We start from the raw sequence: 24,030 nt of genomic DNA, 5'->3' as shown, positions 1-24,030 counted from the left end.
CTCTCTCTATCTGATATCATAATTCCTTAGTTAATAATTAGCCTATTGTTAGTTATGACTAATCTATATATTTAAAAAGAATTTATATTAATAAATAAGAAAATAAATATACTAAAAACCAAGCCCATAAAGATCATTTAGATTCAGGTCATAATATCCTTTTACCACTTTCTCAGGAATATCAACTACAATGACAACAAACCGATTCTTAAACACCCCCGGAAGCAGTACATGATCAAAAGTTGAAATATTATTGCGGTAAACATGTGCAACAAGTTCATTCTGATAAGTATGGTCTTCTACGATCCCCCTGTCGTTCAGCAGTTTTACAGCTGGCCAGATGTCCGTAACGGCATCTACTGTCTCTGTTACCTCCCTCATTCCAGAGCTAAACGTGTTTTTAAATTCTTCTTCTGTCAGTTCCGGAATTTTCATTTCCTTGTTTAAAATCGGCGCTGCTGCCTGTAATTGTATCCGGCCTAAATACTGACTGTCCGACTGAACGGACCTGTCTTTAGCCAGAACTCCAATATACACATCTACTTCTTTTCCCGACAAATCTTCTGAGAGCTGCAACAGCCCTGTTCCGGCACTTCTGAAATTACCCGGACATTCATAGCAGGATTTCTGACCTTTCAGGTCGATTGCCAACAACATCACCTGGTCATAACCCGAACCTCCGGGCGCACTTTCCTGATTCCAATGAAAGCTCAGGAACTTCTCACTTTCCTGCAAGACCTTCAGTCCGGTTAACCCGGGAAGGCTTCCGCCACTAATTTTAAAATGTTCCGGATTGATCTCATACCCCTCCTCAGTCGCTTTAACAGCAAACTGTCTGTTATAAGAAAGGGCTCCGCGCGTTCCACCACTTACCGTCCAATAATCCTTAAAACCAAGCTTAAGCAATTCCTTAATGGGATTTAAGGTTTCCTGTACCAGCTTAAACTGGCTTCTGTTTTTCAATTCATTCTCCGTGGGCGGGGCAGTCCGGTCCGGTAAACTTCTCATCCGGTCTATGCCATATAGCGTGTAACCGACCACAGCGCCAATTTTGCCGCTAAAACCACCTAATAAACCCTTTGTAATTCTTGCCATAATACATCAATTAAATCAATACCAGCCCTTGAACGCCTTTGGGGCTCAGTCATTTCTAACAAGACCTTTAGCCCTGGTCTAACCGTTGCTCACAAGCTGTCAAGCGTGTATACACCGGGTATAGAGCGGAAACACACCGAATATAAAACCTGTTTCCCTGCTATTTGTTACCAGCAAGATAGGCAACAATCCCCTTGATAAAGGCATATCATTTTCGGTCAAAATGCACCAAAACCGTTCAAAAATCACCACCTGGAAGCAAGGCTCCTCATCGGGCAACTTTATCGCTGTTATCCCGCATGTGAATTGAAGTATTCCTCCTGGAAAGCTGGCTTCCATTTTTAGCGCTATGGACAAGCTGCTATTATATTAATAAGTACATTAGCCTTATGAAAACTGAAGATCAATCCGGAGTACACCTGGAAGTTGACCCTAATAAATTAGATTCCAAGATTAAAAGCTTTGAATACAATGGCAATCATTATCTATACGTCTGTCATATCGACAAGTATTCCGATATTCCGGGAGGCCATAAAGATGACCATCCCGATCGTGTAAAAATACTCGTAAAAAGTTTTTATGGCAAATACCTGAATATGGATGTAGCTTTAGATGAATTCAATACAGATGCTTTTCAGCTCAGATTACTGAAGGAAATCGATGAACACCTGATTTCGACTGAACCTAGCTATTGATTTCGACTGAACCTGGCTATTAATGAGCTAGGTATGGGATAGCAAGGGGAAAATCAATTGATGATCTTCAAACAGCTTGTTGCAACCAGCCTGAACAAAAAGGGTGGAATTGTCTTCTTTATGAAGACTGATTTCATAATCTTCTGCATTTTCCGGCATAAACCCCAATGTCACCTCGCTGGTATTTTCCCGGGCCATGGCATGAATAACGGTTTTGATATCTACTGTTGCCGGTGCCAGGATATCGTGCAGGATCAGCATTTCTTCTTCATATTCAGCAACCACCACTGCATTTAAATCTGTGATATAATAAAGGAAGTCGCTGACGCTGAAGCGGTCAAAATAATGCGCATAAAACATCACCAGTCCGGCATTATCTTTCATGGAGATCTTAAATAATGGAACTGCCTGTTGTGCAGTATGAAAAAGCAAGTCTCTGTCGCCGGCATTGTCCATATTCATCGCTCTGAATGCAGGGCCCTTTTTAACTGCTTTCAGTTGATAAACTGCCTGATATTCATTTACCGGTACAAAACCGAACTTAGGATAGAAATCCAGTACCGCATCGTTTGCAAACAGGTAAATCATGTCGCAATGATCCTGCCAGTCCAGCATGACCTTTTCCATCAATACCCGGCTTAATCCCTGCTTCCTATAATCAGGATCAGTCATCACCGTACCGAGCTGCACAAATTTTTTCTCCACTCCGAGTATGGTAAAACGGATGACATTCACGGTCACATGAGAAACCACTTTATCTCCTTCCGCAAGGGAGTACAACAGACAGCCTTCATCCCAGTATCCACTTTGATACCACTTTTCAAAATCAAAACGATACGTCTTTTTTGTAAGTGAATTGAAGCTTTCTCTCCATTTCTCCTCGTTCTGATACTGCATCAGAAAAGTATAATTCTTATGATTTATAGTCATTAAGTTTTTCTTTTAGCAGTTCTTTCTTAGACTCCAGCCATTCGTTTTTCAGGATGCTCAGTACCGATGAATTTCTCCTCGTTCCATCAATTTTATATCCGTTATTTCTCAATATTCCTTCAAAAGTACAACCCAGGCTTTTGATGGCCCGCATGCTTCTTTCATTGTCGCTGTCTAATCTGAATTCCACCCGTTCAAACTCCAATTGTTCAAATATAAATTCAAAAAGCAGGTATTTACAGTGTTTATTAAGTCCTGTTCCCTGGAAGTTCTTTCCATACCAGGTATAGCCCAGGGACAAATTCTTATTGGCAACATCAATGTCATACAACCGCGTAGCGCCGGCATATTCATTTTTGTTTTTGTCGAACACGATGAAGGGATAGCTTGTTCCTTTTTCCCTCCGTTCCAATGCGGTTTCAAGGTATGCATGCATTCCTTCTTCGCTTCCGGCATTCTGTAACGTGAATTTCCACAATTCCGGCTCGTTGATTCCAAAAGCTTTTAGCTGCTCAAAATCTGCAGCAGTCAGCGGCCTTAATAAGGCATTATCATCTTCCAGTACATAGTCTTTTTTCGCGTCGAATATATCAGCCATTTCTATAAATTTCTTATCGTATAAATCTACAACAGTCTGAAGATATCGCAAATTTAAATCCGGCAGGGGATTGTAATTTTTTGAATGAGCTTACCTTTCAGAAAAACGACATTAAGCTGGTAAATCGCAACAATGAAAAGACTTTTCCTGACTACAATCATTTTAGTTTTAATAGCAGGCAGTATATTTTCATGTATTAATTTTTAGAACGGGAGGAAATCAAAATCCCCAGACCTAAGACTATACTGATCAGGAAACCCAATAAAGCAAGAACAGGTATTCCGCTAAATTTAGGAGGCTTATCTGCCAGGATCAGGATTGCCGAACTGATCAGCATTCCGCACATCATAATGGCCATGACCATTCTGTTCATGCCCCGGTTCATTGTTTTCTTTAAGGTTGGTAAACCCTGTATTTCCTGTCGGATTTTTAACTCTCCGGCATTCAGCTTACTAACCACCGACTGCAATTCATCAGGCATGGTTTTCATCGCTTCCGTCAGCGTTCTTAACAACTTTAATCCACTTTTCTTTAATTCTTCAGGACTCAGTTTACGAAAAGCTATTTTTAAGATATAAGGACGTAAGCTCTCAATGATATTCAGATCAGGAACAAGGGCACGGCCGATTCCTTCGATGAGCACAATTCCGCGAACCAGAAGATAAAGGTGGTCGGGCATCAATATCTCATTGTTATTCAGAATTCCTGAAAACTTGCCCAGTACTTCTTTGATGTCCATTTCCTCCAGTGAGGCCCCATCCAGCAGGTCAAAGAAGCCATGGATATCTCTTTCCAGCAGATCTTCATCAGTCACATTAAAGCGTATCGCCATCTTTTTCAGCATTGCAATTAAACGCTTTGCATCCTGTGCCATGAAATAGGATACAAAATCCTCCAGCATTTCTTTTTCGATCGGTGTCAGGCTCCCCATAGAACCAAAATCAATAAAGGCAATCTGTCCGGTTTTGAGTACCATCAGGTTTCCGGGATGTGGATCTGCATGGAAAAAACCATGTTCCAATACCTGGACCAGGTAAAGGTCGAGCCCTTTTCCCGCAATCGCTGCCGGATCTAAGCCCATAGCAAGGAGCGCGTCTTTGTCACTTATTTTAACACCATCCAAAAACTCCATGCACAGGATGTTATCATTAGAGAGCTCCGGATAAACTCCGGGCAGATAAATGGAGGTATTGCCTTTAAAGTTCCGGGAAAAGCGGTTGATGTTAGCCAGTTCGTTAAGAAAAGACAATTCCTGAACGATAGATTTTTCAAATGCTTCCAGGACTTCCACGAGGTTGATCCTCCGGAATACTTCACTGTAACTGACCAGCAGCTTCGCTATATCTTTCATGATGAGCATATCTGAGGCCACGACCTCTCTTATTCCCGGACGTTTGATCTTTAAGATGACCTTTTGTCCGTTTTTCAATGTCGCACGATACACCTGAGCGATGGAGGCAGAGGCAAAAGGCTCCGGATCAATCTGCGCAAAAAACTCTTCAGGATCGATATCCAGATCCGACTTCAGTAAGGCCGGGATATCCATTATTTTCACCTCTACATTGTCCTGTAACTTCCGTAATTCCAGGATCATTTCCATAGGTAAAAGATCTTCCCTGCTGCTGAATGCCTGTCCGAATTTCACATAAGTAGGGCCCAATTCTTCCAGCGCCATCCTGATGCGTTCATAAATGCTGAGGGAAGAAATTTCCCCCTCCACCTGATTATTGGTATAATTGAGCAACTCTCCAAATCCATATTTGGCCAGTATTCTGACCAGCGATACTGTTCTTTTGAGTTTTTTCTTTTGGTTTTCCATCATGGTTTTATCGCCTTTATTGTATAGACCAACACCTAGAACCATGCCGTTTTTATGCAAGCAGCCGGAATCAGTTGTTGCCGGCTCTTTCTTTTGATGCCATTCACGGAGATGCCGACCAGTTTGTTCAGGGATGCCATCTCCGGAGCGATGAAGATACTAAAACTCCTGACTATCCGAATAATGTCTAATAAGCAGCAATTTCTGCGATACGCATCAGCTCGCCATCATCACAGAGACGGGTTACCGTAAACCTGATAAAACGTGTTTTTCTTTTTTCTAAAAGACTGATTTGTTGCTGAACCGGGTTTGCATAAATATTACCAAATTCCCCGGAACCAACTTCAGTCCAATGCTGACCATCCATGCTGATGTCGAGTTTGTACCCTTTCGGGATTCCTTTTCCAAAAGTTTCCGATACAGGTGTAAATAGCAATCCTGATATTTCCTGTATTTTGCCCATATCCATCACAATGGCATTCCTGCTTAGTTTTTCTTTACCAAATGGGCCTTCCCAAATCGTTGGTTTACCATCTAACAAGAACGGTAATTTATTTGATTCTCCGGGAGCAATTGGTATGGTCCATCCTTTGGTAGCTAAGGGCAGGATTCCCGTTTTTGTCATCGTTATGGCAGACAGGGCTGCCTGAGGTTCTGCAAAAACCGCAAATTCCGTCAGCACCGGACAAACCGGACTGCTTAAAATACGGACCCTGATCTTGTCAGTGCTCACAAAATAAGGTAGCCTGATTAATCTTTGTGATCCGATTGAACTCCCCTGCGTCAGCTCCTGCCATTCCTCATTTTTCCAAATGTCTACGGCAAAAGATTCGATGCGTTGTCCCAAAGCAATGTATTCCTTCAGACGAATAATATTAAAAGTCGTCGGTTCTTTTAGTTTTATGGTAAACTCCGGCGTCCTGACGGTATCGTCCGTGCTCCAATAGGTATTTTTATCTCCATCAATTAGATGCTGAGGGCTGAATATCTTTTTTCTCCCCCGGGTATTTGAGGCCTGAATCTCCGCTTTTTCCAACAGGTTAACGGAAAAGGTCTCTTTTAGCAATTTGCCAAAGCCTTTCAGGGCAGCGACATCATTTTCATGCAGCATCCCTCTTTTATCCGGTGCAATTCCCAGATCCAGGGCAGCACCTCTGCCCACGCTTTTAAAATAAATGTCAAAAAGCTCGTAAGGAGATTTCACACTGTTGTCCTGAGCAGCATGATAATACCACCCTGAACGCAGTGGAACATCACATTCGGCAGGAATCCAGTAACGGCCATTTCTATTTCCTCCGGGTGCTTCCTCATAACGACTGGCTCCTGGCGCCGCCTCTTCTCCCTCTTTCTCCCCTTTTGGCGTAAACGTCGCCCAGCTTGTTTCAGCAGCAAAGCCCTTCTCATTTCCTACCCAACGGACGTCAGGACCGATGTCACTAAAAATAACCGCATCCGGCTGCAGCTTTTTGACCATGGCCCAGGTTTCTTTCCAGCGATAATACTCCGCCCGGTTTATTTGCCTTGTTTCCTTTGCCCCTCCATAGTACCCATCACCTCCATTTGCACCGTCATACCAGGAAATAAATAAGGGGCCATAGTTGCGGTGTAACTCTTTCAGCTGGTCCTGATAAATCTTAATATAGGCAGGACTTCCATAGGCTGCACTGTTTCTGTCCCATGGAGAATTATACAAACCAAACCTTAGTCCCTCCTTTCGGCTGGCCAGTTCAAAAGACTTTACCACATCTCCTTTACCATTCATCCAGGGACTTGCCGCTACAGAATATGGCGTAGTTTTAGTTGGCCATAAACAAAATCCATCATGGTGTTTTGCAACCAGCAACAATCCTTTAAAACCCGCTTCTTTCAACACAGCTGTGATTTGTGAAGGATCAAAATCAGAAGGATTAAATAAAGAAGGGCTCACATCGCCATAGCCCCATTCTTTATCCGTATAGGTATTCAGTCCAAAACAAACCAGTGCATACAATTCAGTGTCATGCCATTTCAGTTGCGCTTTAGTCGGCACTGCCCCATAGGGCTTCGGTTCTGAGCGCTGTGCATGCAAAGTTCCTGAAGAAATCAACAGCAATAGTACGACTAATGTTATTGGATTCAATTTCAGCTTTCTGCGTTGCTGCCATCCAAAATAAGCCACAGGAATAAAACAGATCAGGGGCACGATGTAAGCGATGCGGATACTTCCGGTTAAATCCGACAAATAACCCAGTATCGGTGGAAATACTGCTCCGCCAATAATTGCCATCACCATATAGGAAGATCCTATCGGCGTTTCCTCCCCGAGGTCTTTAATCGCCAATGCGAAAATGGTAGGGTACATGATAGACATAAAAAACTCCAGGGAAATAAATGCCCATAAAGATGCTTTACCTCCTGCCAGTACGATAAATAACATCAGTGCCAGGCTGATCAATGCATAGATCCAAAGTAACTTCGCCGCTGCTACATATTTCATAATAAATGTCCCCAGATACCTGCCAAGCATAAAACTCAATAACAGCAGGCCAAGATAATTTGTAGCCTCATATTCCGTCATTCCAGATACAGAAGTTGCATAAAGAATAAAAAAACTGGAAACACAAACCTGTGCACCTACATAAAAGAACTGGGTGATGATCCCTGTTAATAACTGAGGTTGCGCAGTAAAGGAGATCTTTTTCCCGGGACCATTTTTTCTGCCCGTATGATCCGCAGCGAATTTGGTCAGCATAAATAGTAACGCGACCATCACCAGAATCCCCCCAATCAGGAGGTATGGAAATTTAAGTTTATGAAAAAGTATGGAATAATAATGATCCAGTGCTTCCGGCGACAATAGGTCCAGTTCAGCTCCGGTTTTCAGCTCTTTACCGATGATCAGTTTGCTGAGAAACATGGAAGCAATAAAGGCGCCTAATCCGTTAAATGCCTGGGCAAAGTTCAATCGGCCGGATGCAGTAGCAGGATCTCCTAAAATCGTCATAAATGGATTGGCTGAAGTTTCCAGAAAGGTCATCCCTGAGGCCAGAACGAACAATGCAAACAGAAAAAATACAAAGGACCTTGATTCCGCAGCAGGGTAAAATAAGAAAGCGCCAATAGCAGCCAGCAACAACCCTGTAATAATGGCTTTTTTATAACCAAACCTTTTCATGACCAGACCTGCGGGAATGGCAATTACAAAATAGGCAATCCAATACGCAGAATCAATCAGAGAAGACTCAAGCACAGTCAGCTGACAGGCTTTTTTTAAATGAGGAATAAGTATGGGTAATAAATTGGCGGTGAGTGCCCAGAGAAAAAATAAACTGATGACAAGAACCGTACCTCCTAAAAACACTTTCCTTTTTTCTTTTTGATGAGGTATGCTTTCCGAAGCTGTTAATTCCATAAATAAAATCGTTTTGCTGAAAGATCAGGCAGGCAGACAAGCCGGGCCAATCGGGGTAAAAGTTTTATAAGTTAAGATGAATTCCTGGTGCCCAAGCTCCTCAGAACAGGTCTTTCTTCCCGCAGCTACCAGGAGGATGCTTTCAAAAATATCGTCGCCGACCTCGTCGATTGTTGTCCTTCCGGTTAACACCGCACCTGCATTAATGTCCATATCATCCGACATCCGTTGATAAGTCTGCGGATTTGCACAGATTTTAATCACCGGGGAAATGGCAGAGCCCACAACAGAGCCTCTTCCTGTAGTAAAGAGAATGGTATGACAACCACTGGCAATCATTTCTGCAATTTCAACGTTGTCGTTGATATTTGGGAAACCAAACTTCGGATCTCCGTCGGGCACCACATCCATGAGGTATAGCCCTGGCTTAGTGGGCCTGTCGCCTGGCTTAATGAGTCCGCTAATCGGGGAATCGCCACTTTTACAATAGGCCCCCATCGACTTTTCTTCAATAGTCGTTAATCCACCCTCTGCATTTCCCGGGGCAAAACTTCCATGTCCCATTAAAGTATAATATCTGGCGGCCTTCTCCACCGATGCTTTTAGTACAGCTGCAAGCTCCGGATTAACCGCCCTGCTGCTCATGATGTCTTCCAGACCGATCATCTCTCCGGTTTCTTCAAAAATGGCAATCCCTTTACTGGCTACAAGTTTATTAAAAGCCCTGCCTACTGCCGGGTTTGCAGTCATACCGCTGGTGGCATCACTTCCACCACAGATCGTTCCTACGATCAGTTCATCGACCGTCATGCGTACACGGGACACAGCGGCAACCACAGGAATGCTCTCCTGCAGCCATGACAACCCTTCTGTTATGGTTTTTTTTGTGCCACCAGCTTCCTGGATCACGACCGTGTGCACAGGTCTCCCTGATGCCCGGATATTTTCTTCAAGTCTTTCCCTTTTAAAGCTTTCGCAGCCGAGAGAAACCAGCAATACCCCGCCCACATTTGGATGTGTACACAATGCGTTCATCATCCGGTCTGCATATTCGTTCGGATAGCATCCTGCAAAACCAATCAGCTGAACCGTATCTTCCCTAAACTGACTGGCAATTTCTCTGGCCACATGATGTGCACATTCTACCAGATATACCACCAAAATATAGTTCCGGATGCCTTTTCTGCCATCTTTTCTAAAATATCCCTGCCATTGCATATGCTTAGTCATTTGTTTCTCTAAAAGATTTCTCTATGGTGTAAGTAGGAATGTAGTCGCTCTTCATATTGTGGAGATGAACATGCATTCCTATGGCAATTTTCGTTGTCGCCGAGCCGATGGATACGCCATATTTAATGATCTTGTCTCCCGCTTCGATAAAGACTTCCGCAACCTTATGTCCGATCGCGATGGCATCGGGAATATAGACCATGCTGTCGTTGATGAGCAATCGCTCCCCGGCGGCGATCTCTTCCACAACAATCAGAACATTATCCAGTGGGTGTAGTTTAATGAGTTTTGCCATGTTTAAAATTTTCTAAATTGCAGGTAAGCATCTACGGGATCTGTCCCTGATAAAATTGCTTTTCGTACCAGATTCTCCGTCGCCAGTACTTCTTCTGTTTTTTCTATTACCGTTAACACCAGGTCCTGAGGAATAATGATAATGCCATCCCTGTCTGCCAGCACAAAATCTCCACTGAAGATGCTGACTTCACCGATACAGATCTTCCCTCCCAATTCTGTGGCCGACCATACGGACACCACATCCCTGGGCGTATAATAACTGCAATACACCGGGAACCCAATCTGGTCTATAAACGAACTATCCCTGCATCCACCATCTACAATGTACCCTATCACTCCTTTAAAGGTAAGTGTTTCCGCAGATAACTCACCCATGTGCGCCAGTGTATCGTCATTAGGCTGACAAACCAATATATGTCCTGAAGGCGCCTTAGACAACATCTCACACCATTTCAACAAAGAGGTATCTTTGTCCAGACTCCGGTCGATCTTTCCTGCGATAGTAAATACCGGACCGGCAATTTTATGTTGCAGGTTCAAGGGACGAATGTGATTGGGCAGCAACTGATCCGGATATCCCATATTTCTCATGACATCATATACTGCTCCGGAATAACATTTCTCCAGGCGTTCGCTTAGTTCTTTTATATTTTTCATTTTTCTAGGTAGTGATGCTTACTGCAAAAGCATATTCGCTCTTGTGCTGATTCGGGTTAAATGCAGGGAAGGTTAAAACCACATCTTCCTTTTCCTGTTTCCATTTTAACAATTCTCCTGTTTCCAGCAGCTGAACCTTGCTATTCGGTTTCATTTTCATCTTTTTAATTATAAACCGATTGTTCAGCGGCCATTTTGGTAGGATGGCATAGACTTTTTTGCTGACCGGATTATAGGTAAAAAAGCATTCTTTCACTGCATATCCCGGTGCCGGATCTACGGTCATTTTCAGCATAAAATCACCATTTGCTTTAAAATCTCCAGGCGTTCTTTCGGGTTTATAATCGCGTTTCCCTTCGTTCCACTGGCATGGCCTTTCCCATCTGCGGGTATTATAGATCGCTTCTCCGTTCTTTTTGAGCCAGCTGCCCATTTGTAACAGCCTTTCCTGCATAATAGCGGGGATTTTCCCTGAGCCATCAGGACCAATATCCAGTAAAAGATTGCCCCCTCTGCTCACCAGATCACTTAATAACAATACCAATATCTGTGGGCTGTTATAATCCCAGGCATCTTCCATCTTATTGTAACTATAAGAGAATCCGATTCCCCGGCTTTCTTCAAAGTAATGGTCCCCAAACTCCATATCCGGTTGGTATTCCGGCGTATAAACACTGCCATGCTTAAACCTCGTTCCTTTACCATAGCGGTCGTAAGTAACGACCGTTTTCCTGATGGCGCTTTCATTATAAAGCCAGCTTAAAAATTCCGGGGCATGCCAGGTAGTATCGGTCTGGTCCCAATCACCATCTGTCCAAAAGACCTCTGGCTGATACCTTTCAATTAAATCTTTTGCCTGTGGGATGGCATGTTGCAACGCATATTTTTCCGGGTCGGCTTTATATAAAGGATTGAACCATTCATACCAGGAAAAATAGACCCCTGCCTTTACCCGGGTCTTTTTTAAAGCTGCAAACAATTCTCCCAACAGGTCGCGCTTTGGGCCCATATCCTTTGCATTCCAGGGGAAACCCCAGGTTTCATTGGCATATTTATTTGGCCACCAGCAAAAACCGTCATGATGCTTCGCTACCGGCACCACATATTTAGCACCCGATTGCTCGATCAGCTTTGCCCATTCCTCCGGCTGATACAATTCGGCCTTAAAACTTTTTGCCATATCATAATAACTTTGATCGCCGAACACCTCTTTATGGTATTTCGCCACTGCCCCATTAAATGCATTCGTCTGCAACCAGTATTGATACCATTCCGCATATTGCCCTTTTGGTGCATAAGCAGGGAGAGAATAAGGGCCCCAGGTAATAAAAACGCCAAACTTGGCATCCTTAAACCATTCCGGAACCGGCCTTTGGTCCAAACTTTTCCAGTCTGCAGTATAAGATTGTGCATGCGCTGAACAATACAGCAGGATCAGGATCTTCACAGTACACAGGCATCTGATCAGGTTTGGTTTCATATCAATTTATCTTATTTCTTATCTGAGTCCAAGTTATTACTAAGTTCATCTCCGAAAAATAGAGGATTTTATAAAAGTGATGGATTATTTTACAAACTTTACCCTTAATGACAAAAACAGGGATTCCAAAAAACTACTGGCATGGGGAAGGGCGGAAAATCATCGTCATTCCACCACAGATCATCAGACAGCATAAGACCACCGGGGTATTTCTCAACGGGCTTTACCTGACCGATCTCGGGTATTATCCTGAGGCCTTAAATCACCATACATACCGAAGGAAAGGAAGTCCGGAAAACATTCTCATCTATTGCCTGAAAGGTGAAGGATGGGTAATATTAGACGGAGAAAAGCATATCCTGAGCCAGAACGCTTTTATGATATTGCCCCAGCATACCGAACATGAATATGGTGCTTCTGAACATGATCCATGGAGCATTTATTGGGTAAAATTTGGAGGAGATGGATTATCCGGCTTAAACACGCTTTCCTTCACTAAACAATCTTTCCTTCCAAAATCCTTTGCTTACGGGCCGGAGGCGATTGCATTGTTCGACGAGATGTTCCAGACGCTGGAGCAGGGATATAGTACACAATACCTGGTTTATGTGAACTTATTATTTGTCAATTTTCTGACGCTGTTTTTCTTTCAGCATGGATCTCTGATCCGCAAAGAAACAACAAACCCTCATGACCTGATTGTACAGAAGGCAGTGGAAAATATGAAACAGCACCTCAACAGATCAGTTAGCATTGCCGAACTGGCTGCTGCATCAGGATGTTCTGTTTCACACCTATCTAATATTTTCAGGCACAGCACCGGACATTCCCCTATTGACTATTTCAACCAGCTTAAGATCCAAAAGGCTTGTCAGGAGTTATATTCCGGCAATAAGCTGATTAAAGAAATCGCGGCAGAACTGGGTTACTCAGATCAGTATTACTTTTCAAGGTTGTTTAGCAATATTATGGGCATCTCTCCCAGTCAGTACAAAAACAGGAATGTTTTAAGGTAGTCTTTATGCCTCAGATTTAAATGCAATTCCTAATTTTGCGGTATGACGGAAAACGAATTTTTAGATTATTGTAAAAGTCAGGTTAACGGACCATTGAAAGACGAGGACATCATTTTAATGTTAACTGCCTGGGGTGGAATCAAACATTCTTTAGGTTACAATAAAGCATTGGACGATCATGGGATCAATGCAAATGAAGGTAGTCAGGACGGCGATAACCAGAAATAAAAAAAGGGGCAGCATCTTAATAAATACTGCCCCTTTCTCTTCTATAAGTTCTTATTGAGCCAATGAGAAACTGATTGGAATATTATATCTTACGCGGACTGCCCTTCCGTTCTGAATACCAGGGATCCATCTCGGGCTGGCTTTTAATACCCTCAGTGCTTCCTCATCTGTACCGAAACCTAGTTTTCGATCTACTTTAAGATCAGTTAGCGTACCATTTGTTTCAATAATAAAAGATACAAATACCTTTCCCTGTATCCCGCTTTCCTGAGCAGGTGCCGGGTACCTGATGGCTTTAGACAGGTAGTTATAAAATTTATCCATTCCTCCCGGAAAAATGGGTTGAACTTCCAGTGCCCTAAACTCATAGACCGTTTTATCTTCTGTAATGGCCTTTTGTTTCGGTCCTTCACCAGGGGTAACGTTAATCACAATATCACCTTCAATATCACCTTCAATCGTTTTCTGCCCCGGATTTGCTGTTGCAAGGTCCTTGATCATTACCGGATCATCATCAACCGGTCTGTCTACTACTATCGGAGGTGGAAATTTAACATGGGCCTCCCTTGCTTTAGGTGGTTCAATAGTCTTTGGAAGTGGCGTTTCTGGATTTACTGCCGGTGGGGGTTGAATCGCCACGGTCACTTGTCTTTCCACAGGATCATCTATCGTATTTTGTCCTTTAATCAGACTCATGATCTTAGGAGCTAAGAAAAACAGGATAAAAAGTGTTCCTGCCATCAGGAGTGCTTTAGCTGTATTTGAATTGCTTTCCCTGCGAAGCTGATAAGCCCCATAAGTTTTGTTTTTCTGATCAAATACTACATCAAGCCAGTCATTGCCAAATAAATCGATTTTCGAACCTAACATTGCTTTAAAATTTAGAAGTTAACACCATACTATAAAATCGCTTCCCGCTCATTTATAATATGGATGCCAGTTCTATTTGCTTTCCATAAGGTCAACGAATATTTCTTTATATTTTTTAAAATTGACTTATTTTATTTCTCGCCAGCCTGCCAATGGCAGTATCAGAGCAGAGCCTTCCCGATCATTACCACAATACCCCGGCCTGTCTGTTTGAGATCGGATTGTACCCCTCAATTCTGATCTCTTAAATGAGCTGCGGCATTTCTCCCCCTGGATTCCAGCATTGTTTTGATCAGCATCATCAGCAATGCGGCACCGGCAAAAAACAGCATTACCAGCGGTGTGCTTTGTACACCCTTGGAAGAGATGGACAAGCCACCTATAATGGTACCTACAGAGATGCCCAGATTGCCGAAAGAGATAGAAATGCTATTGGCAAATTCTGGTGCTTCAGGTGCTGTTTCGATCATGTAAGCCTGGGAAGTTAAAAAACATGGTGTTTGCAGGAAGCCCCATACCGCAATAACAAGTACCGTTAAAATGGACATTGGGCCAGAGAAATAGAGAAAAACAGCGATTGCCATAAGACCAGACAGAAAGATCAACGTAGTTCGGCTGATGTTTTTTGTCAGCATTTTTCCGGCAATGAAATTCCCGGCAATTCCGGTTAATCCGAATAAGAACAACATGAGGCTGATTGTTTTTTCATCCATCCCATTTACCTTGCTCAGATAGTCTGCAAAATAGCTGTAAGTACTAAAAATAGCACCGATCATCAAAAATGAGCATAAGGCAGTGGCAAGAAAGACCGGCTTTTTGAGAATCATGAGCTGTGAGCGATAGGATTTCTTTTCCGCTACAGGTAAGGAAGGCAGGAGCAGTAAGATTAAGATCAGGATCGTCAGGCTAATTGCGGCCTGTAATACAAAAGAAGCTTGCCAATTGTGGAAAGCACCAGCGAGGTAAGTTGCAAAAGGAACTGTGGTAATTGTTGCAATCCCTATCCCGCCAATTACGATGGCCATCATTTGATGTGCCTCCTTTTGATCCGCATTGCTGGTTGCCGCAGCCACTGCAGTAGCAACCAATACCGGATGCAGAAAGGCCGGCAGTACCCTGACCGTCATCAATAACCAAAAAGGAGGTGCCATCGCAGAAACAATGCCGGTAAGGAGAAAGATGGCCATGGTTGTTGCCATTAGGGTTTTCCGGTTAAAACCGGAAGCAAACATCGTCATGAAAGGTCCTGCCAGTGCAACCACTATCGCGTAAGCACTGAGCAACATCCCCGCCTGATCAATACTGATCTGGTAATGACTGGCGATTTGCGGGAGTATTCCAATTACACCAAACTCTGTGGTGATCATTCCTATCAGGCTCAGACAGCCCAGGTAAGCTATTTTATTTTTCATAGTTATCCATGCCAAACCACCCAAGTGGAATGATTATTCCGTTTTTACGTTAAAATTTTAGTTTAGCTTCTTATGGCATCCCAGGCTGCCTGAATGTAGTTATCGATACTTTCATCTTGCAAACAGATGTAATTGCTATGGTGCAATTTAACGAGGGAAACCAGGGAACCACTTGTAAATCCGATCCATTCTTTCACATTTCCATCCTTTATGATCTGTTGCTTCTGGCCATCTAAATACACCGAATCCAGCACACTGACGTACAGACTACCTTCATGTTTTGCTTTTGGGTCTATTGCAGGAGAATAATAGAACTGCTCCAAAAACGTAAAATCCATGGGTTCAGCCATAAAATAATTGATCATCTTTTTCCACAACCATATAAAACGCTGTTTTACGGGCAAAGAAGGATCATATCCTTCCATGATGATGGCAGACTCCTTGGCCTTTAAATAAAAATACAACGCACTGATCAGCGATTCTTTATTAGGAAAGTGATTATAAATGGCTCCCATACCAGTATCAGCCGCCTTTGCAATTTCCGACATTGGTGTGGATTCAATCCCCTTTTCTACGATTAATTTCAATGTCGCTTTTAAGATCTGCTCTTTCTTATTCATGCCCTTATTCTTCTTTGAGCTACAAACCTACACAAATGGAATAAACATTCCAAAAGAATAAAGTTATATGCTATAGCTATGCCTATTGCCCACCTGGGCATTAAAGGAGAAACAGAAAGAAAGGGGAAAAGAAAGAAATAGCAACGGGCAAGCAGTAATCAGTTGCTCACCCGTATACTTAAATTAACTAAACTTAATTCATCCCTGATTAAATTCAGAACTAAATTTACAACATCGTTGTAAGAAAAAGTGTTAAATTGTGTTAAAAATGACGAATAAATAGAGATTTTTTATTTTTTGGCCCTAAAAGACCCAACCAACAATGATATACAAGCCAATTTTCATAGGCATTTACATTCTCCTAAGGTTGGTTTCATCTGATATAAAAAGATTATGATCGAAAGAGTCCTCCGTATTTCAATACCGTAAGTCTTACAAATCCATCCGTAATTTTAACAGGTTTTTCATTCTTATCAAATAGATTACCTTCAAAAACCGCCTCTATCCGTATAAAATCCGTGTCTTTGACCTCTTCAATTTTAAGAACTTTGAACTTTGAATCACGTTGGCTTTCCGTGCCCAATGATGAAGGAATACGAATCAGCAAAGGGCTATAAGAGGTCAAAGTTTGTCCGTTCAAGTATAAATTTATGGCGATGCCCTCATCTTTTCCTTCTCTTTCAAAATCTAATGCATAGTTCTTATCACCCAAAGTAATCACCTCAGTCACCAGTTTAGGGGCATACAACAATCCATTTTTATCTAAACTTGTTCTTTTATAGTTTTTTATAAATGAAAATGTAATTGACCCATTAGCGTTGTCCAGATAATTTTCATAGAATTTGTAAAACTGAACTGAATCGACGGCTCCAACCCAATAATCATGACCGTTGCTAATGCTCCAATCGCCATCTTTTGTACTCAACTTCATATTCGTGCCCCTATTCCCTGCACCTCTTGTAGTTGATGCATTATGACTGAAACTATAATTTTTCCCATTGATGGTAAAGGAGCTGCTATCAGAAGCGAAATGTTTTTTGGTGGCTACCAACTCAGGGATAGTTACCGCATTGTTTTTTTTGCAGGAGCTGGCCAGTAAAACCAGGGCCACCGGCAGAATTAGTTGTAATTTTTTCATTTGCTTATTTATTTGTGTGTGTAACAAACATAACTATTATTTTTTTTCACTAAAATTAATTCCAGCACCATCTATGAAAATATGACACATTTTATATCACCACAGTTTCTTTTAGGTCTTCACAATAAAAAAAGAAATACATTACTTCTTCATTAACCTTATATTTGCCATGGTCATGTGCCGGATCAGCTCAGGCGTTATCACTCAAAATGACATCAAAAAAAATCCCCTTAAATATTGTTCTGATCTTATTTACGCTATCATTACCTGCTTGTGTCTCCAGGTTGGCAAGACCTGAAATCCGTGGGATCATCATGGATTACAATCGCAAGCCGTTGGTCAACTGCAAGGTAGGCGAGACCACTACGGCAAAAGACGGTTCCTTCTTACTCCCGGAGCGACGATATCACAAATTCTTACTCTCAGAGATGTTCATCATGGAAGCCCCTCCTTTAATGGTGATGGAAAGAATTGAAAAAGAGGGCTTTGAGCCTGATGAAATTTATACGTTCAACCGATATGGCGGTGGAAATCGCAGAGGTGCAAAATACAATGTAGATACACTTTTCCTCAAAAAAACGGATCAGCAGTTTGACCTTTTGGCTTTACTAAAAAATAAAACATGGAAACTGAGTGCTACTAAAAATGCAGATACGCTCTATCTCATCAGGAGTGATTTTAATAGCCGTTGTAAGACCAGAAAATGCCAGACATTTTACAACAGTTATAGCGCATTAACCGACAACTACTCCCTCCATACAAGTCCTGGCAATCTGCCAGAAGCCATCAGCCGCAGGGACATCAGCCTAACTTTTAAAGCCGATCAGGCTTTCGACTATAAACAGGTTCAAAACTATAGAACCGGCCATAAATCCCTGCTTAGCAATACAGGCATTGATAGCCTGCAAGGCATTGGAAAATGGAATATTAAGGAGCATAATACGCTGCAGCTTGACCTGAAAGATATCCCCATTGCAAACCAATATAGAGCCACTGAGATAGAAGACTATAAACTCCTGCTGATCAGATCAGGTATTTAACAAGATCACTACAGCTTATTTAGCTCAAGTTTATCATTTATGATCTGCTTTATAATTCCTGTTCCAATAACTTTAGGTCCCTCCTTAAATTCAAAAATCATCCCTTCTGTCAAACAACCGGCGAAGTAATCTGAGGCTATGATTTTAATTTTTGCATCTACTGTTTCGCCTGGAAAGACGGTATCCTTACCTATAAATGTTTGTTGCCCGGAGGTCTGCATTTCATCAAAATCAAATTTAACCGCCGGCCTGTAGCCAGATTTTGCCGGCGTACTCCGGCCGCCTTGTGCTGATGTCCGATAGCTGAGTTCAGCGATAAAATCAACCGCACGAAAAACTTCATTGTAGTGGTTTAAAATATGAGCTATGATTTTATCAAAGTCAGATTCCCTACCGTGTTTGGCCGCAATATCTAGAATTTCCTGGATGGCGGCTCCAGCTTCTAGCTGCCAGGCATTATGCCCGTCAAACTTCTTAGCCTGAATCATCTTTATCGTCAGGGCTTGTCCAAAATATCCTTTGAACTCGTTTAAAAAGTTAGCAATATTATTTTGCTCTGCCCTTGGCCAATCGCTCATCGCTTCGAGCAGTAATCTGGCCATATCTTTTAGTTCATGATCATTTTCATCCGCCTCAACCAGATTCCAAAGTGTCGTATAAGTGGTTATTTTCTGATCCATTTTAATGTCCCGGACTAATCTTTTCGCTGATCTCTTCAACCGAATACTCAAAGTAATTTCCTTTTTTATCTTTCTGCCTGTTGAAAAGTTGATACGTATACTTCTTGAAATTTAAGGCCAGTAATTGATGGTAATAATCAGCTAAATAATACTTAAAGTGCTCTTTAAATCCTTCAGCTGTGCCTGCTTCAAAGGTTTTTAACCGCCTGATCACCTCTGTTAATTCTTCTTTCGAGAACTGATCTGACTTGAGCGGATCCGGCAGGCTAATCCGGAATGCCAAAACTTCTGCCCCTTCCTCTTCCCAATATTCCCAAAGGTTAAACTTAGATAGCTCTTTATTGGTCAGCAAATGCAGCTTGTGGATAAGATTTTCGTATTCTTTCCCGTCTTCATCACCGTTTTCGTCAATAAATTTCGTGTATTCCAGGATTAAATTCAAAATTTCGGGATAGCGCTGTTCTGCGATTTCAAGCTGAGGAGCGAGTTCTATTCTTAGTTCCATTGTGTTGCTGATTAAAGGCATCTGCTAAAATAGACTAAAATCTACATTCTCTGATCGCTGGAAAAGCGACAACCCATATGTATAGAAATTTAATCATTCAGAAAAAGACATTAGGATGATAAAGTGGATGTATAGCCTCCAAAATAAGAAAAAACAAATTGGTCTAATCTTTGTTTAAAGCTGATCACACTAAAATACACATCTTATGAATACAAAAAGACTATTAATCGCCGGACTGATTGGAATGATGACCGTGTGCCTGAGCACAAAATCCCAAGCCCAATCAGCAAAAATAACCCTTTCTCCAGAATTGCTTATTCCTTTCAGCAGAGCTTACAATGTAGGTATTGGCGGAATTTTAGAAGCAGAATGGGCAGTAGAGAAAAAACTGGGGCTAACCCTTGCAACAGGAGTAGAAACCTTATTTCCTAAATATGATTACTATAGCAATTATACTTTTTTACCCTTAAAAGGTGGAGTGAAGTACTTTGTAGATCCTAAGGTATTTATTAACTTCAATTTAGGTGCTGCGATTGGATTCAATGACGCCGGAACAAACTTTCTTGTGGGTGGCGGTGTTGGCTATAAATTCAATAACCGTATCGATGCCGGAATCAGGGTTGAAGATGCAGGTACTTCCTATGCTGCTTTAAGAGTGGGATTCAGATTGTAACCTTCGCTTCTGTTAAACAAAAAAGAGGTGCATTTTTTTGTAAATGCACCTCTTTTTTATGAATTTACAATACCAACCAATTTTCATTCTATCTTTGAAAAACATAAGTTCTGTTGCTATGAAAAATGTCATCAAAAATCTCTTAATACTGGGTATCACCTTCCTATCCTTTACTGCTTTTGCGCAAAACAAAATGCGAAGCCTGGAGGAACTGATTAACACGACAGATCCGGCCTGGCCATTGATTCAAAAATGGGTAGATTCAGCAAAGAACAAGGTTGAGATCCTGGAACTTGATTCCGCCAGTGCAAAGACAACCTTATTTAATACTCAGGTGACTACCTTTTCTACTTTAGGTGCTGTCGTTTACAATAGCGGAGGGATTATGATCGACAACGGCTGGTTACGAATTCTGGGTTCAGGAAGCCCAAGATTGAACCGCTCTGTTTCAGAATGGAATAAAGGAAAATCAATTAAAGAATTTGGAGAAGTTCCTCCTTATTTTCTGGTTGCTGATGATGCGGTAGGCGGCTTCTTTGCCATCAATTACGGTGCATTTGGCCAGGACTTAAAAACCATTTACTACCTCGCTCCCAATAGCCTGGAATGGGAATCTCTTGGACTTGGTTATACAGAATTTCTTCGTTTTTGCTTTGACAGTGACCTTTCTGCCTTTTACAAAGGTCTGAGGTGGTCTACCTGGGATAAGTTTATTGCAAAACTGGATGGTAGTAAATCCTATAGTTTTTCACCTTATCTCTGGACGAAAGAAGGCATGGATATAGAAAAATGTAAAAGGAAACTCGTTCCTACCGAAGAACTGTATCAGTTTGTAATGAGTAACCAAAGAGAAATCAACCAAAAACCCCCGGTAGAGCCTCAATAAAAAGGCTAATTCCTGATGTTTATTGCTTTTTGATATAAGATCTCCTTATTCGCTTTAGAGATCGTCAATGTAGCCGGGGGAGTTTCTCCGGCCCCAATCACCATTACCCAGCAACTGTACAGGTAATCGCCGCTTTTGAAATCAAACCGATGATTCCCGCCACTTCCTTCAGGAACCCATTCTCCCTTCTTTATGATCAGATCGGGTTGATCAGACATTTTACTTTTTACCGGCCAGGAAGCATAACGGTAATTGTAATTCCCCAAATCGTCAATCCTGATTCTAAACTTTGCCGTTTCGAACACCAGAACAGGATCTTTGAACACCTTAATGGATTCATGCAGACTGTTTCTTTCTATTGCAATCAGCGCTGCTCTGTTCTTTTGCTCTACCGCTGATTGGTGGTTGACTGATCTTAACGTACCATCATCATCCAGCCATAAATCGCCCTGAAAAAGCATGATTCCCCTCCAGCCCACCTGAGACCAATCTCTTGCAGGTTTGGAGTTGACGATCTTTTTTATCAATTGATCATCAAAAACCTCTTTATAGCGTTTTATAAATTCCTGTTTATTTTTAATCGCAGGTATTGGGTATTCCCTTTCCAAAGGATAGGATGTTCTATCGGCTAATTTCCTGAGATTTTTGCTTTTCACCGCATCAATAAAACCCGAGACGGCTGGACGATATCTCGTTTCTAATTCCTGCCCAAAAACGGCAAAAACACTAAAAATCAGCAGTAAGGTGGTTGTCAGCTTTTTCATGCAGGTATTTAAAATGGTATCCAGCTCAAATATAAAATTAAAACCCGGCTCCTATTTTACTTCTAATATTAAATTTTGGCCTGAAATGTTAAACAAAAGTTGCGGTGGTCCGATGGCAAAACCCTGCCTTAATCGTAGATTGCCGGACCAGATACCAGAACCAGAAATCATATGACCATCATCTTACTGCGCATCGTTTTATTTTGCCTTATCCCTGTCGGAATATTTCTCCTGATCAAAACCATCCGCATGCTGAAAAAGACCTTCAATGGAAAAGTGATGGCAGAGATCCCTTTTACGCAAAAAGAAACCACCTTTCAGCTGCCTGAAACCGGGGTTTACGCCATCTGGCAAAAAGGTCAGCTGTTCAGAAAAACTCCTGTAGATAAGTTCGAAATGCAGCTCATCCGGGAAAGTGATGGCGCAGGAGTAACATTAACGACCTCCTTTTTACGCCCCAATATGAATGGCTTTGAAACCGGCAGAATGGAGATGAAAAGATTTCATGCGGAAAGTGGAAGTTACAAACTGCTCCTTAGGGAAAGCTCTGAGAACTCTTCATTTGAGCAGGTATTTTCCGATTTGTTTCCGGCAAAGATGGTAGATTATGACAAATATTTTATCCAGGTCAGGGAAAGTGGTCCGGCCTACCAGATGTTTCTGGCCATCCCCTTGTTCCTTCTTTCCGGATTTTTGATCATCGGAGGCTTTGTCTGCGGATTGCTGCTTCCGCAAATGATGGTTTAATTCTGAACCTTTAGTCTTTTATAAAAATACTCAGAAAGGACAATTAAAGACACGGCAATCAGGATCAGTAAAATCCCCAGAATCAGGTTTCCTGTGATCACCTCTTTAAAGGCAAGCACGCCCACCGCTACCGCAACTACAGGCTCCAATGCGCCAAGTATGGCAGTTGCCGTAGAACCAACATATTGCACTGCAAACACCATTGCCACGCAGGATAAGGCAGTAGCCAGCAGCGAGAGTAAAGTTAAATCAATGATGGCAGTGGTATCCGGTAATGGCGCCAGGCCTCCGGTAATTTGTGCTTTTAGCAGGAAGTATACTGAGCTTAATCCCATTACATAAAAGGTCAGTTTATAGCCCGACATCTGTTGCACCTTTGACTTATTCACGACCACGATATAAACTGCATAACTTAATGCGGACAACAGGATCGTACCGATTCCCAGGGGGTTCAGGCTAATCCCGTTATTGCCTTTATATAAAAGTGAAATCCCTGAGAAGGCAATGAGAATCGCAGCTGTAGTCACCACACTTATCTTTTCCTTGAAAAAGACCGCCATCAGCACCGCCACAAAGACCGGATAAAGGAATAAAATAGTGGAAGCTGTACCCACACCTAAGTAATCATAACTGATGAATAAATACTGTGCCGACAAGGCATACAATACACCAAGCACCGTCAACAGGATCAGTTCTCTTTTCGCGATGGCAAATGATTCCTTTTTAAAGATCATCCAAAGCCCCAGAAATAAAGAAGCGAAGGCAAAACGGTAACATAAAACCGAATCATGGGAGAGCCCCTTTTGTGCGAGTGGTAAAGCAAATAAAGGGATAAGGCCAAACGTAGCAGAGGAAATACATGCCCAGAAATAGCCCTTAATTTTAGTGTTCATTCAGAAAATGATTAGCGTATTGAATTATTCGTAATAGCAGATATAGGCCACATCTGCGTCGCAGGTCACCTCAAATGAAACACCGGCTACGATATCGAATTCCTGCTGTGCGGAATATTTAGCCCAGTCCTGCCCCGGTAATCTGACAGTCATTGTGCCTGAGATGACGATCATTTTTTCTGCTGAAGAAGTAGAAAAGGTATACGTTCCGCTTTTCATTACGCCTACTGTAGCTTTTCCTTTTTCCGTTTCCAGACCGAGGCTTTGTACTTTTCCTTCAAAATAAACATTGTGTGTTACCGAATTGCTATTGTCCATGGTTTTGTAATTATTGATTTTGATCATTGCGATTAAAACGCGTACGAA

General features: G+C 42.0%; 25 protein-coding genes. 7 read left to right on the top strand and 18 right to left on the bottom strand.

Features of this window, described 5'->3' with window-relative positions:
- Nucleotides 1-111: 111 nt before the first annotated feature.
- Nucleotides 112-1,095 carry a DUF6266 family protein gene (locus BLQ87_RS18655; RefSeq protein ID WP_074609733.1) on the bottom strand — a complete coding sequence of 328 codons (984 nt, stop codon included), beginning with the start codon at nucleotides 1,093-1,095 and terminating at the stop codon, nucleotides 112-114.
- Nucleotides 1,096-1,484: 389 nt separating this feature from the next.
- Between BLQ87_RS18655 and BLQ87_RS18650 the strand changes: the two genes are divergently transcribed.
- Nucleotides 1,485-1,790 (top strand): hypothetical protein, encoded by a 306-nt coding sequence (locus tag BLQ87_RS18650; protein WP_074609731.1) that lies wholly within the window; start codon nucleotides 1,485-1,487, stop codon nucleotides 1,788-1,790.
- Nucleotides 1,791-1,817: 27 nt separating this feature from the next.
- Here BLQ87_RS18650 and BLQ87_RS18645 read toward each other — a convergent pair whose 3' ends face one another.
- From BLQ87_RS18645 to BLQ87_RS18605, 8 genes are all read right to left on the bottom strand, one after another.
- The gene (locus BLQ87_RS18645; protein WP_074609729.1) at nucleotides 1,818-2,720 is read right to left on the bottom strand and encodes a GNAT family N-acetyltransferase; all 903 of its coding nucleotides are present in this window, start codon (nucleotides 2,718-2,720) and stop codon (nucleotides 1,818-1,820) included.
- The gene (locus BLQ87_RS18640; protein ID WP_074609726.1) at nucleotides 2,704-3,318 is read right to left on the bottom strand and encodes a GNAT family N-acetyltransferase; all 615 of its coding nucleotides are present in this window, start codon (nucleotides 3,316-3,318) and stop codon (nucleotides 2,704-2,706) included. Before BLQ87_RS18640 ends, BLQ87_RS18645 begins: the two co-directional genes overlap by 17 nt.
- 196 nt (nucleotides 3,319-3,514) lie before the next feature.
- The gene (locus BLQ87_RS18635) at nucleotides 3,515-5,140 is read right to left on the bottom strand and encodes an ABC1 kinase family protein (protein ID WP_172664866.1); all 1,626 of its coding nucleotides are present in this window, start codon (nucleotides 5,138-5,140) and stop codon (nucleotides 3,515-3,517) included.
- A gap of 184 nt (nucleotides 5,141-5,324) precedes the next feature.
- Nucleotides 5,325-8,528, bottom strand: a complete 3,204-nt coding sequence (gene fucP, locus BLQ87_RS34075) for an L-fucose:H+ symporter permease (protein ID WP_083361940.1) — start codon at nucleotides 8,526-8,528, stop codon at nucleotides 5,325-5,327.
- Between the two features lie 24 nt (nucleotides 8,529-8,552).
- Nucleotides 8,553-9,758, bottom strand: coding sequence for a UxaA family hydrolase (locus BLQ87_RS18620; protein WP_074609724.1), 1,206 nt, complete (start codon nucleotides 9,756-9,758; stop codon nucleotides 8,553-8,555).
- Nucleotides 9,751-10,053: a UxaA family hydrolase gene (locus BLQ87_RS18615; RefSeq protein ID WP_074609722.1), complete on the bottom strand. Its 303-nt coding sequence runs from the start codon at nucleotides 10,051-10,053 to the stop codon at nucleotides 9,751-9,753. Before BLQ87_RS18615 ends, BLQ87_RS18620 begins: the two co-directional genes overlap by 8 nt.
- A 2-nt stretch (nucleotides 10,054-10,055) precedes the next feature.
- Nucleotides 10,056-10,712, bottom strand: coding sequence for an RraA family protein (locus BLQ87_RS18610; protein ID WP_083361939.1), 657 nt, complete (start codon nucleotides 10,710-10,712; stop codon nucleotides 10,056-10,058).
- Nucleotides 10,713-10,716: 4 nt separating this feature from the next.
- The gene (locus tag BLQ87_RS18605; protein ID WP_083361938.1) at nucleotides 10,717-12,192 is read right to left on the bottom strand and encodes an alpha-L-fucosidase; all 1,476 of its coding nucleotides are present in this window, start codon (nucleotides 12,190-12,192) and stop codon (nucleotides 10,717-10,719) included.
- 107 nt (nucleotides 12,193-12,299) lie between these two features.
- Between BLQ87_RS18605 and BLQ87_RS18600 the strand changes: the two genes are divergently transcribed.
- Both BLQ87_RS18600 and BLQ87_RS18595 read left to right on the top strand, forming a co-directional pair.
- Entirely contained in the window at nucleotides 12,300-13,208 is a 909-nt protein-coding gene (locus BLQ87_RS18600) for an AraC family transcriptional regulator (RefSeq protein ID WP_074609719.1), read from the top strand.
- Nucleotides 13,209-13,250: 42 nt separating this feature from the next.
- Nucleotides 13,251-13,436: a hypothetical protein gene (locus BLQ87_RS18595; protein WP_074609717.1), complete on the top strand. Its 186-nt coding sequence runs from the start codon at nucleotides 13,251-13,253 to the stop codon at nucleotides 13,434-13,436.
- A gap of 51 nt (nucleotides 13,437-13,487) precedes the next feature.
- On the opposite strand, the gene BLQ87_RS18590 is transcribed toward BLQ87_RS18595, so the two are convergent.
- The 4 genes from BLQ87_RS18590 to BLQ87_RS18575 form a co-directional block, all read right to left on the bottom strand.
- Nucleotides 13,488-14,306: an energy transducer TonB gene (locus tag BLQ87_RS18590; protein WP_074609715.1), complete on the bottom strand. Its 819-nt coding sequence runs from the start codon at nucleotides 14,304-14,306 to the stop codon at nucleotides 13,488-13,490.
- A 230-nt stretch (nucleotides 14,307-14,536) separates the two neighbouring features.
- Entirely contained in the window at nucleotides 14,537-15,718 is a 1,182-nt protein-coding gene (locus BLQ87_RS18585) for an MFS transporter (RefSeq protein WP_074609713.1), read from the bottom strand.
- 62 nt (nucleotides 15,719-15,780) lie between these two features.
- Nucleotides 15,781-16,338 carry a TetR/AcrR family transcriptional regulator gene (locus BLQ87_RS18580; RefSeq protein WP_074609710.1) on the bottom strand — a complete coding sequence of 186 codons (558 nt, stop codon included), beginning with the start codon at nucleotides 16,336-16,338 and terminating at the stop codon, nucleotides 15,781-15,783.
- 391 nt (nucleotides 16,339-16,729) lie between these two features.
- Nucleotides 16,730-17,476, bottom strand: a complete 747-nt coding sequence (locus BLQ87_RS18575; RefSeq protein ID WP_074609708.1) for a hypothetical protein — start codon at nucleotides 17,474-17,476, stop codon at nucleotides 16,730-16,732.
- Between the two features lie 209 nt (nucleotides 17,477-17,685).
- Between BLQ87_RS18575 and BLQ87_RS18570 the strand changes: the two genes are divergently transcribed.
- Nucleotides 17,686-18,516 (top strand): hypothetical protein, encoded by an 831-nt coding sequence (locus BLQ87_RS18570; protein WP_143010479.1) that lies wholly within the window; start codon nucleotides 17,686-17,688, stop codon nucleotides 18,514-18,516.
- A gap of 8 nt (nucleotides 18,517-18,524) precedes the next feature.
- On the opposite strand, the gene BLQ87_RS18565 is transcribed toward BLQ87_RS18570, so the two are convergent.
- Both BLQ87_RS18565 and BLQ87_RS18560 read right to left on the bottom strand, forming a co-directional pair.
- A complete protein-coding gene (locus tag BLQ87_RS18565; RefSeq protein ID WP_074609705.1) occupies nucleotides 18,525-19,196 on the bottom strand; it encodes a hypothetical protein in 672 nt (223 codons plus the stop codon).
- Nucleotide 19,197: 1 nt separating this feature from the next.
- Nucleotides 19,198-19,701: a hypothetical protein gene (locus BLQ87_RS18560; protein ID WP_074610020.1), complete on the bottom strand. Its 504-nt coding sequence runs from the start codon at nucleotides 19,699-19,701 to the stop codon at nucleotides 19,198-19,200.
- Nucleotides 19,702-19,906: 205 nt separating this feature from the next.
- On the opposite strand from BLQ87_RS18560, the gene BLQ87_RS18555 reads away from it, so the two are divergent.
- On the top strand, nucleotides 19,907-20,374 hold the full coding sequence (locus tag BLQ87_RS18555) for a hypothetical protein (protein ID WP_074609703.1): 468 nt from the start codon (nucleotides 19,907-19,909) through the stop codon (nucleotides 20,372-20,374).
- 118 nt (nucleotides 20,375-20,492) lie between these two features.
- The gene (locus BLQ87_RS18550; protein ID WP_172664865.1) at nucleotides 20,493-21,260 is read left to right on the top strand and encodes a DUF2625 domain-containing protein; all 768 of its coding nucleotides are present in this window, start codon (nucleotides 20,493-20,495) and stop codon (nucleotides 21,258-21,260) included.
- 5 nt (nucleotides 21,261-21,265) lie between these two features.
- Here BLQ87_RS18550 and BLQ87_RS18545 read toward each other — a convergent pair whose 3' ends face one another.
- A complete protein-coding gene (locus BLQ87_RS18545; RefSeq protein ID WP_074609701.1) occupies nucleotides 21,266-22,024 on the bottom strand; it encodes a hypothetical protein in 759 nt (252 codons plus the stop codon).
- Nucleotides 22,025-22,195: 171 nt separating this feature from the next.
- Between BLQ87_RS18545 and BLQ87_RS18540 the strand changes: the two genes are divergently transcribed.
- Complete coding sequence (locus BLQ87_RS18540) at nucleotides 22,196-22,771, top strand: hypothetical protein (RefSeq protein WP_074609698.1); 576 nt, start codon at nucleotides 22,196-22,198, stop codon at nucleotides 22,769-22,771.
- Here BLQ87_RS18540 and BLQ87_RS18535 read toward each other — a convergent pair.
- On the bottom strand, nucleotides 22,768-23,664 hold the full coding sequence (locus BLQ87_RS18535; protein ID WP_074609695.1) for a DMT family transporter: 897 nt from the start codon (nucleotides 23,662-23,664) through the stop codon (nucleotides 22,768-22,770). The genes BLQ87_RS18540 and BLQ87_RS18535 overlap by 4 nt on opposite strands.
- A gap of 24 nt (nucleotides 23,665-23,688) precedes the next feature.
- Nucleotides 23,689-24,009, bottom strand: a complete 321-nt coding sequence (ppnP, locus tag BLQ87_RS18530) for a pyrimidine/purine nucleoside phosphorylase (protein ID WP_245723882.1) — start codon at nucleotides 24,007-24,009, stop codon at nucleotides 23,689-23,691.
- Between the last annotated feature and the right edge of the window lie 21 nt (nucleotides 24,010-24,030).

Origin of the sequence: Pedobacter steynii, from assembly GCF_900103665.1 — a bacterium.
Taxonomy (GTDB): Bacteria; Bacteroidota; Bacteroidia; order Sphingobacteriales; family Sphingobacteriaceae; genus Pedobacter; species Pedobacter steynii.
The sequence above is the reverse complement of the archived record's forward strand: the minus strand, read 5'-3'. Positions and strand labels throughout refer to the sequence as shown.

Coding starts and splice junctions, on each gene's coding strand:
- BLQ87_RS18655 (WP_074609733.1), bottom strand. CDS start 1,095: ATGGCAAGAATTACAAAGGGTTTATTAGGTGGTTTTAGCGGCAAAATT.
- BLQ87_RS18650 (WP_074609731.1), top strand. CDS start 1,485: ATGAAAACTGAAGATCAATCCGGAGTACACCTGGAAGTTGACCCTAAT.
- BLQ87_RS18645 (WP_074609729.1), bottom strand. CDS start 2,720: ATGACTATAAATCATAAGAATTATACTTTTCTGATGCAGTATCAGAAC.
- BLQ87_RS18640 (WP_074609726.1), bottom strand. CDS start 3,318: ATGGCTGATATATTCGACGCGAAAAAAGACTATGTACTGGAAGATGAT.
- BLQ87_RS18635 (WP_172664866.1), bottom strand. CDS start 5,140: ATGATGGAAAACCAAAAGAAAAAACTCAAAAGAACAGTATCGCTGGTC.
- fucP (WP_083361940.1), bottom strand. CDS start 8,528: ATGGAATTAACAGCTTCGGAAAGCATACCTCATCAAAAAGAAAAAAGG.
- BLQ87_RS18620 (WP_074609724.1), bottom strand. CDS start 9,758: ATGACTAAGCATATGCAATGGCAGGGATATTTTAGAAAAGATGGCAGA.
- BLQ87_RS18615 (WP_074609722.1), bottom strand. CDS start 10,053: ATGGCAAAACTCATTAAACTACACCCACTGGATAATGTTCTGATTGTT.
- BLQ87_RS18610 (WP_083361939.1), bottom strand. CDS start 10,712: ATGAAAAATATAAAAGAACTAAGCGAACGCCTGGAGAAATGTTATTCC.
- BLQ87_RS18605 (WP_083361938.1), bottom strand. CDS start 12,192: ATGAAACCAAACCTGATCAGATGCCTGTGTACTGTGAAGATCCTGATC.
- BLQ87_RS18600 (WP_074609719.1), top strand. CDS start 12,300: ATGACAAAAACAGGGATTCCAAAAAACTACTGGCATGGGGAAGGGCGG.
- BLQ87_RS18595 (WP_074609717.1), top strand. CDS start 13,251: ATGACGGAAAACGAATTTTTAGATTATTGTAAAAGTCAGGTTAACGGA.
- BLQ87_RS18590 (WP_074609715.1), bottom strand. CDS start 14,306: ATGTTAGGTTCGAAAATCGATTTATTTGGCAATGACTGGCTTGATGTA.
- BLQ87_RS18585 (WP_074609713.1), bottom strand. CDS start 15,718: ATGAAAAATAAAATAGCTTACCTGGGCTGTCTGAGCCTGATAGGAATG.
- BLQ87_RS18580 (WP_074609710.1), bottom strand. CDS start 16,338: ATGAATAAGAAAGAGCAGATCTTAAAAGCGACATTGAAATTAATCGTA.
- BLQ87_RS18575 (WP_074609708.1), bottom strand. CDS start 17,476: ATGAAAAAATTACAACTAATTCTGCCGGTGGCCCTGGTTTTACTGGCC.
- BLQ87_RS18570 (WP_143010479.1), top strand. CDS start 17,686: ATGACATCAAAAAAAATCCCCTTAAATATTGTTCTGATCTTATTTACG.
- BLQ87_RS18565 (WP_074609705.1), bottom strand. CDS start 19,196: ATGGATCAGAAAATAACCACTTATACGACACTTTGGAATCTGGTTGAG.
- BLQ87_RS18560 (WP_074610020.1), bottom strand. CDS start 19,701: ATGGAACTAAGAATAGAACTCGCTCCTCAGCTTGAAATCGCAGAACAG.
- BLQ87_RS18555 (WP_074609703.1), top strand. CDS start 19,907: ATGAATACAAAAAGACTATTAATCGCCGGACTGATTGGAATGATGACC.
- BLQ87_RS18550 (WP_172664865.1), top strand. CDS start 20,493: ATGAAAAATGTCATCAAAAATCTCTTAATACTGGGTATCACCTTCCTA.
- BLQ87_RS18545 (WP_074609701.1), bottom strand. CDS start 22,024: ATGAAAAAGCTGACAACCACCTTACTGCTGATTTTTAGTGTTTTTGCC.
- BLQ87_RS18540 (WP_074609698.1), top strand. CDS start 22,196: ATGACCATCATCTTACTGCGCATCGTTTTATTTTGCCTTATCCCTGTC.
- BLQ87_RS18535 (WP_074609695.1), bottom strand. CDS start 23,664: ATGAACACTAAAATTAAGGGCTATTTCTGGGCATGTATTTCCTCTGCT.
- ppnP (WP_245723882.1), bottom strand. CDS start 24,009: ATGATCAAAATCAATAATTACAAAACCATGGACAATAGCAATTCGGTA.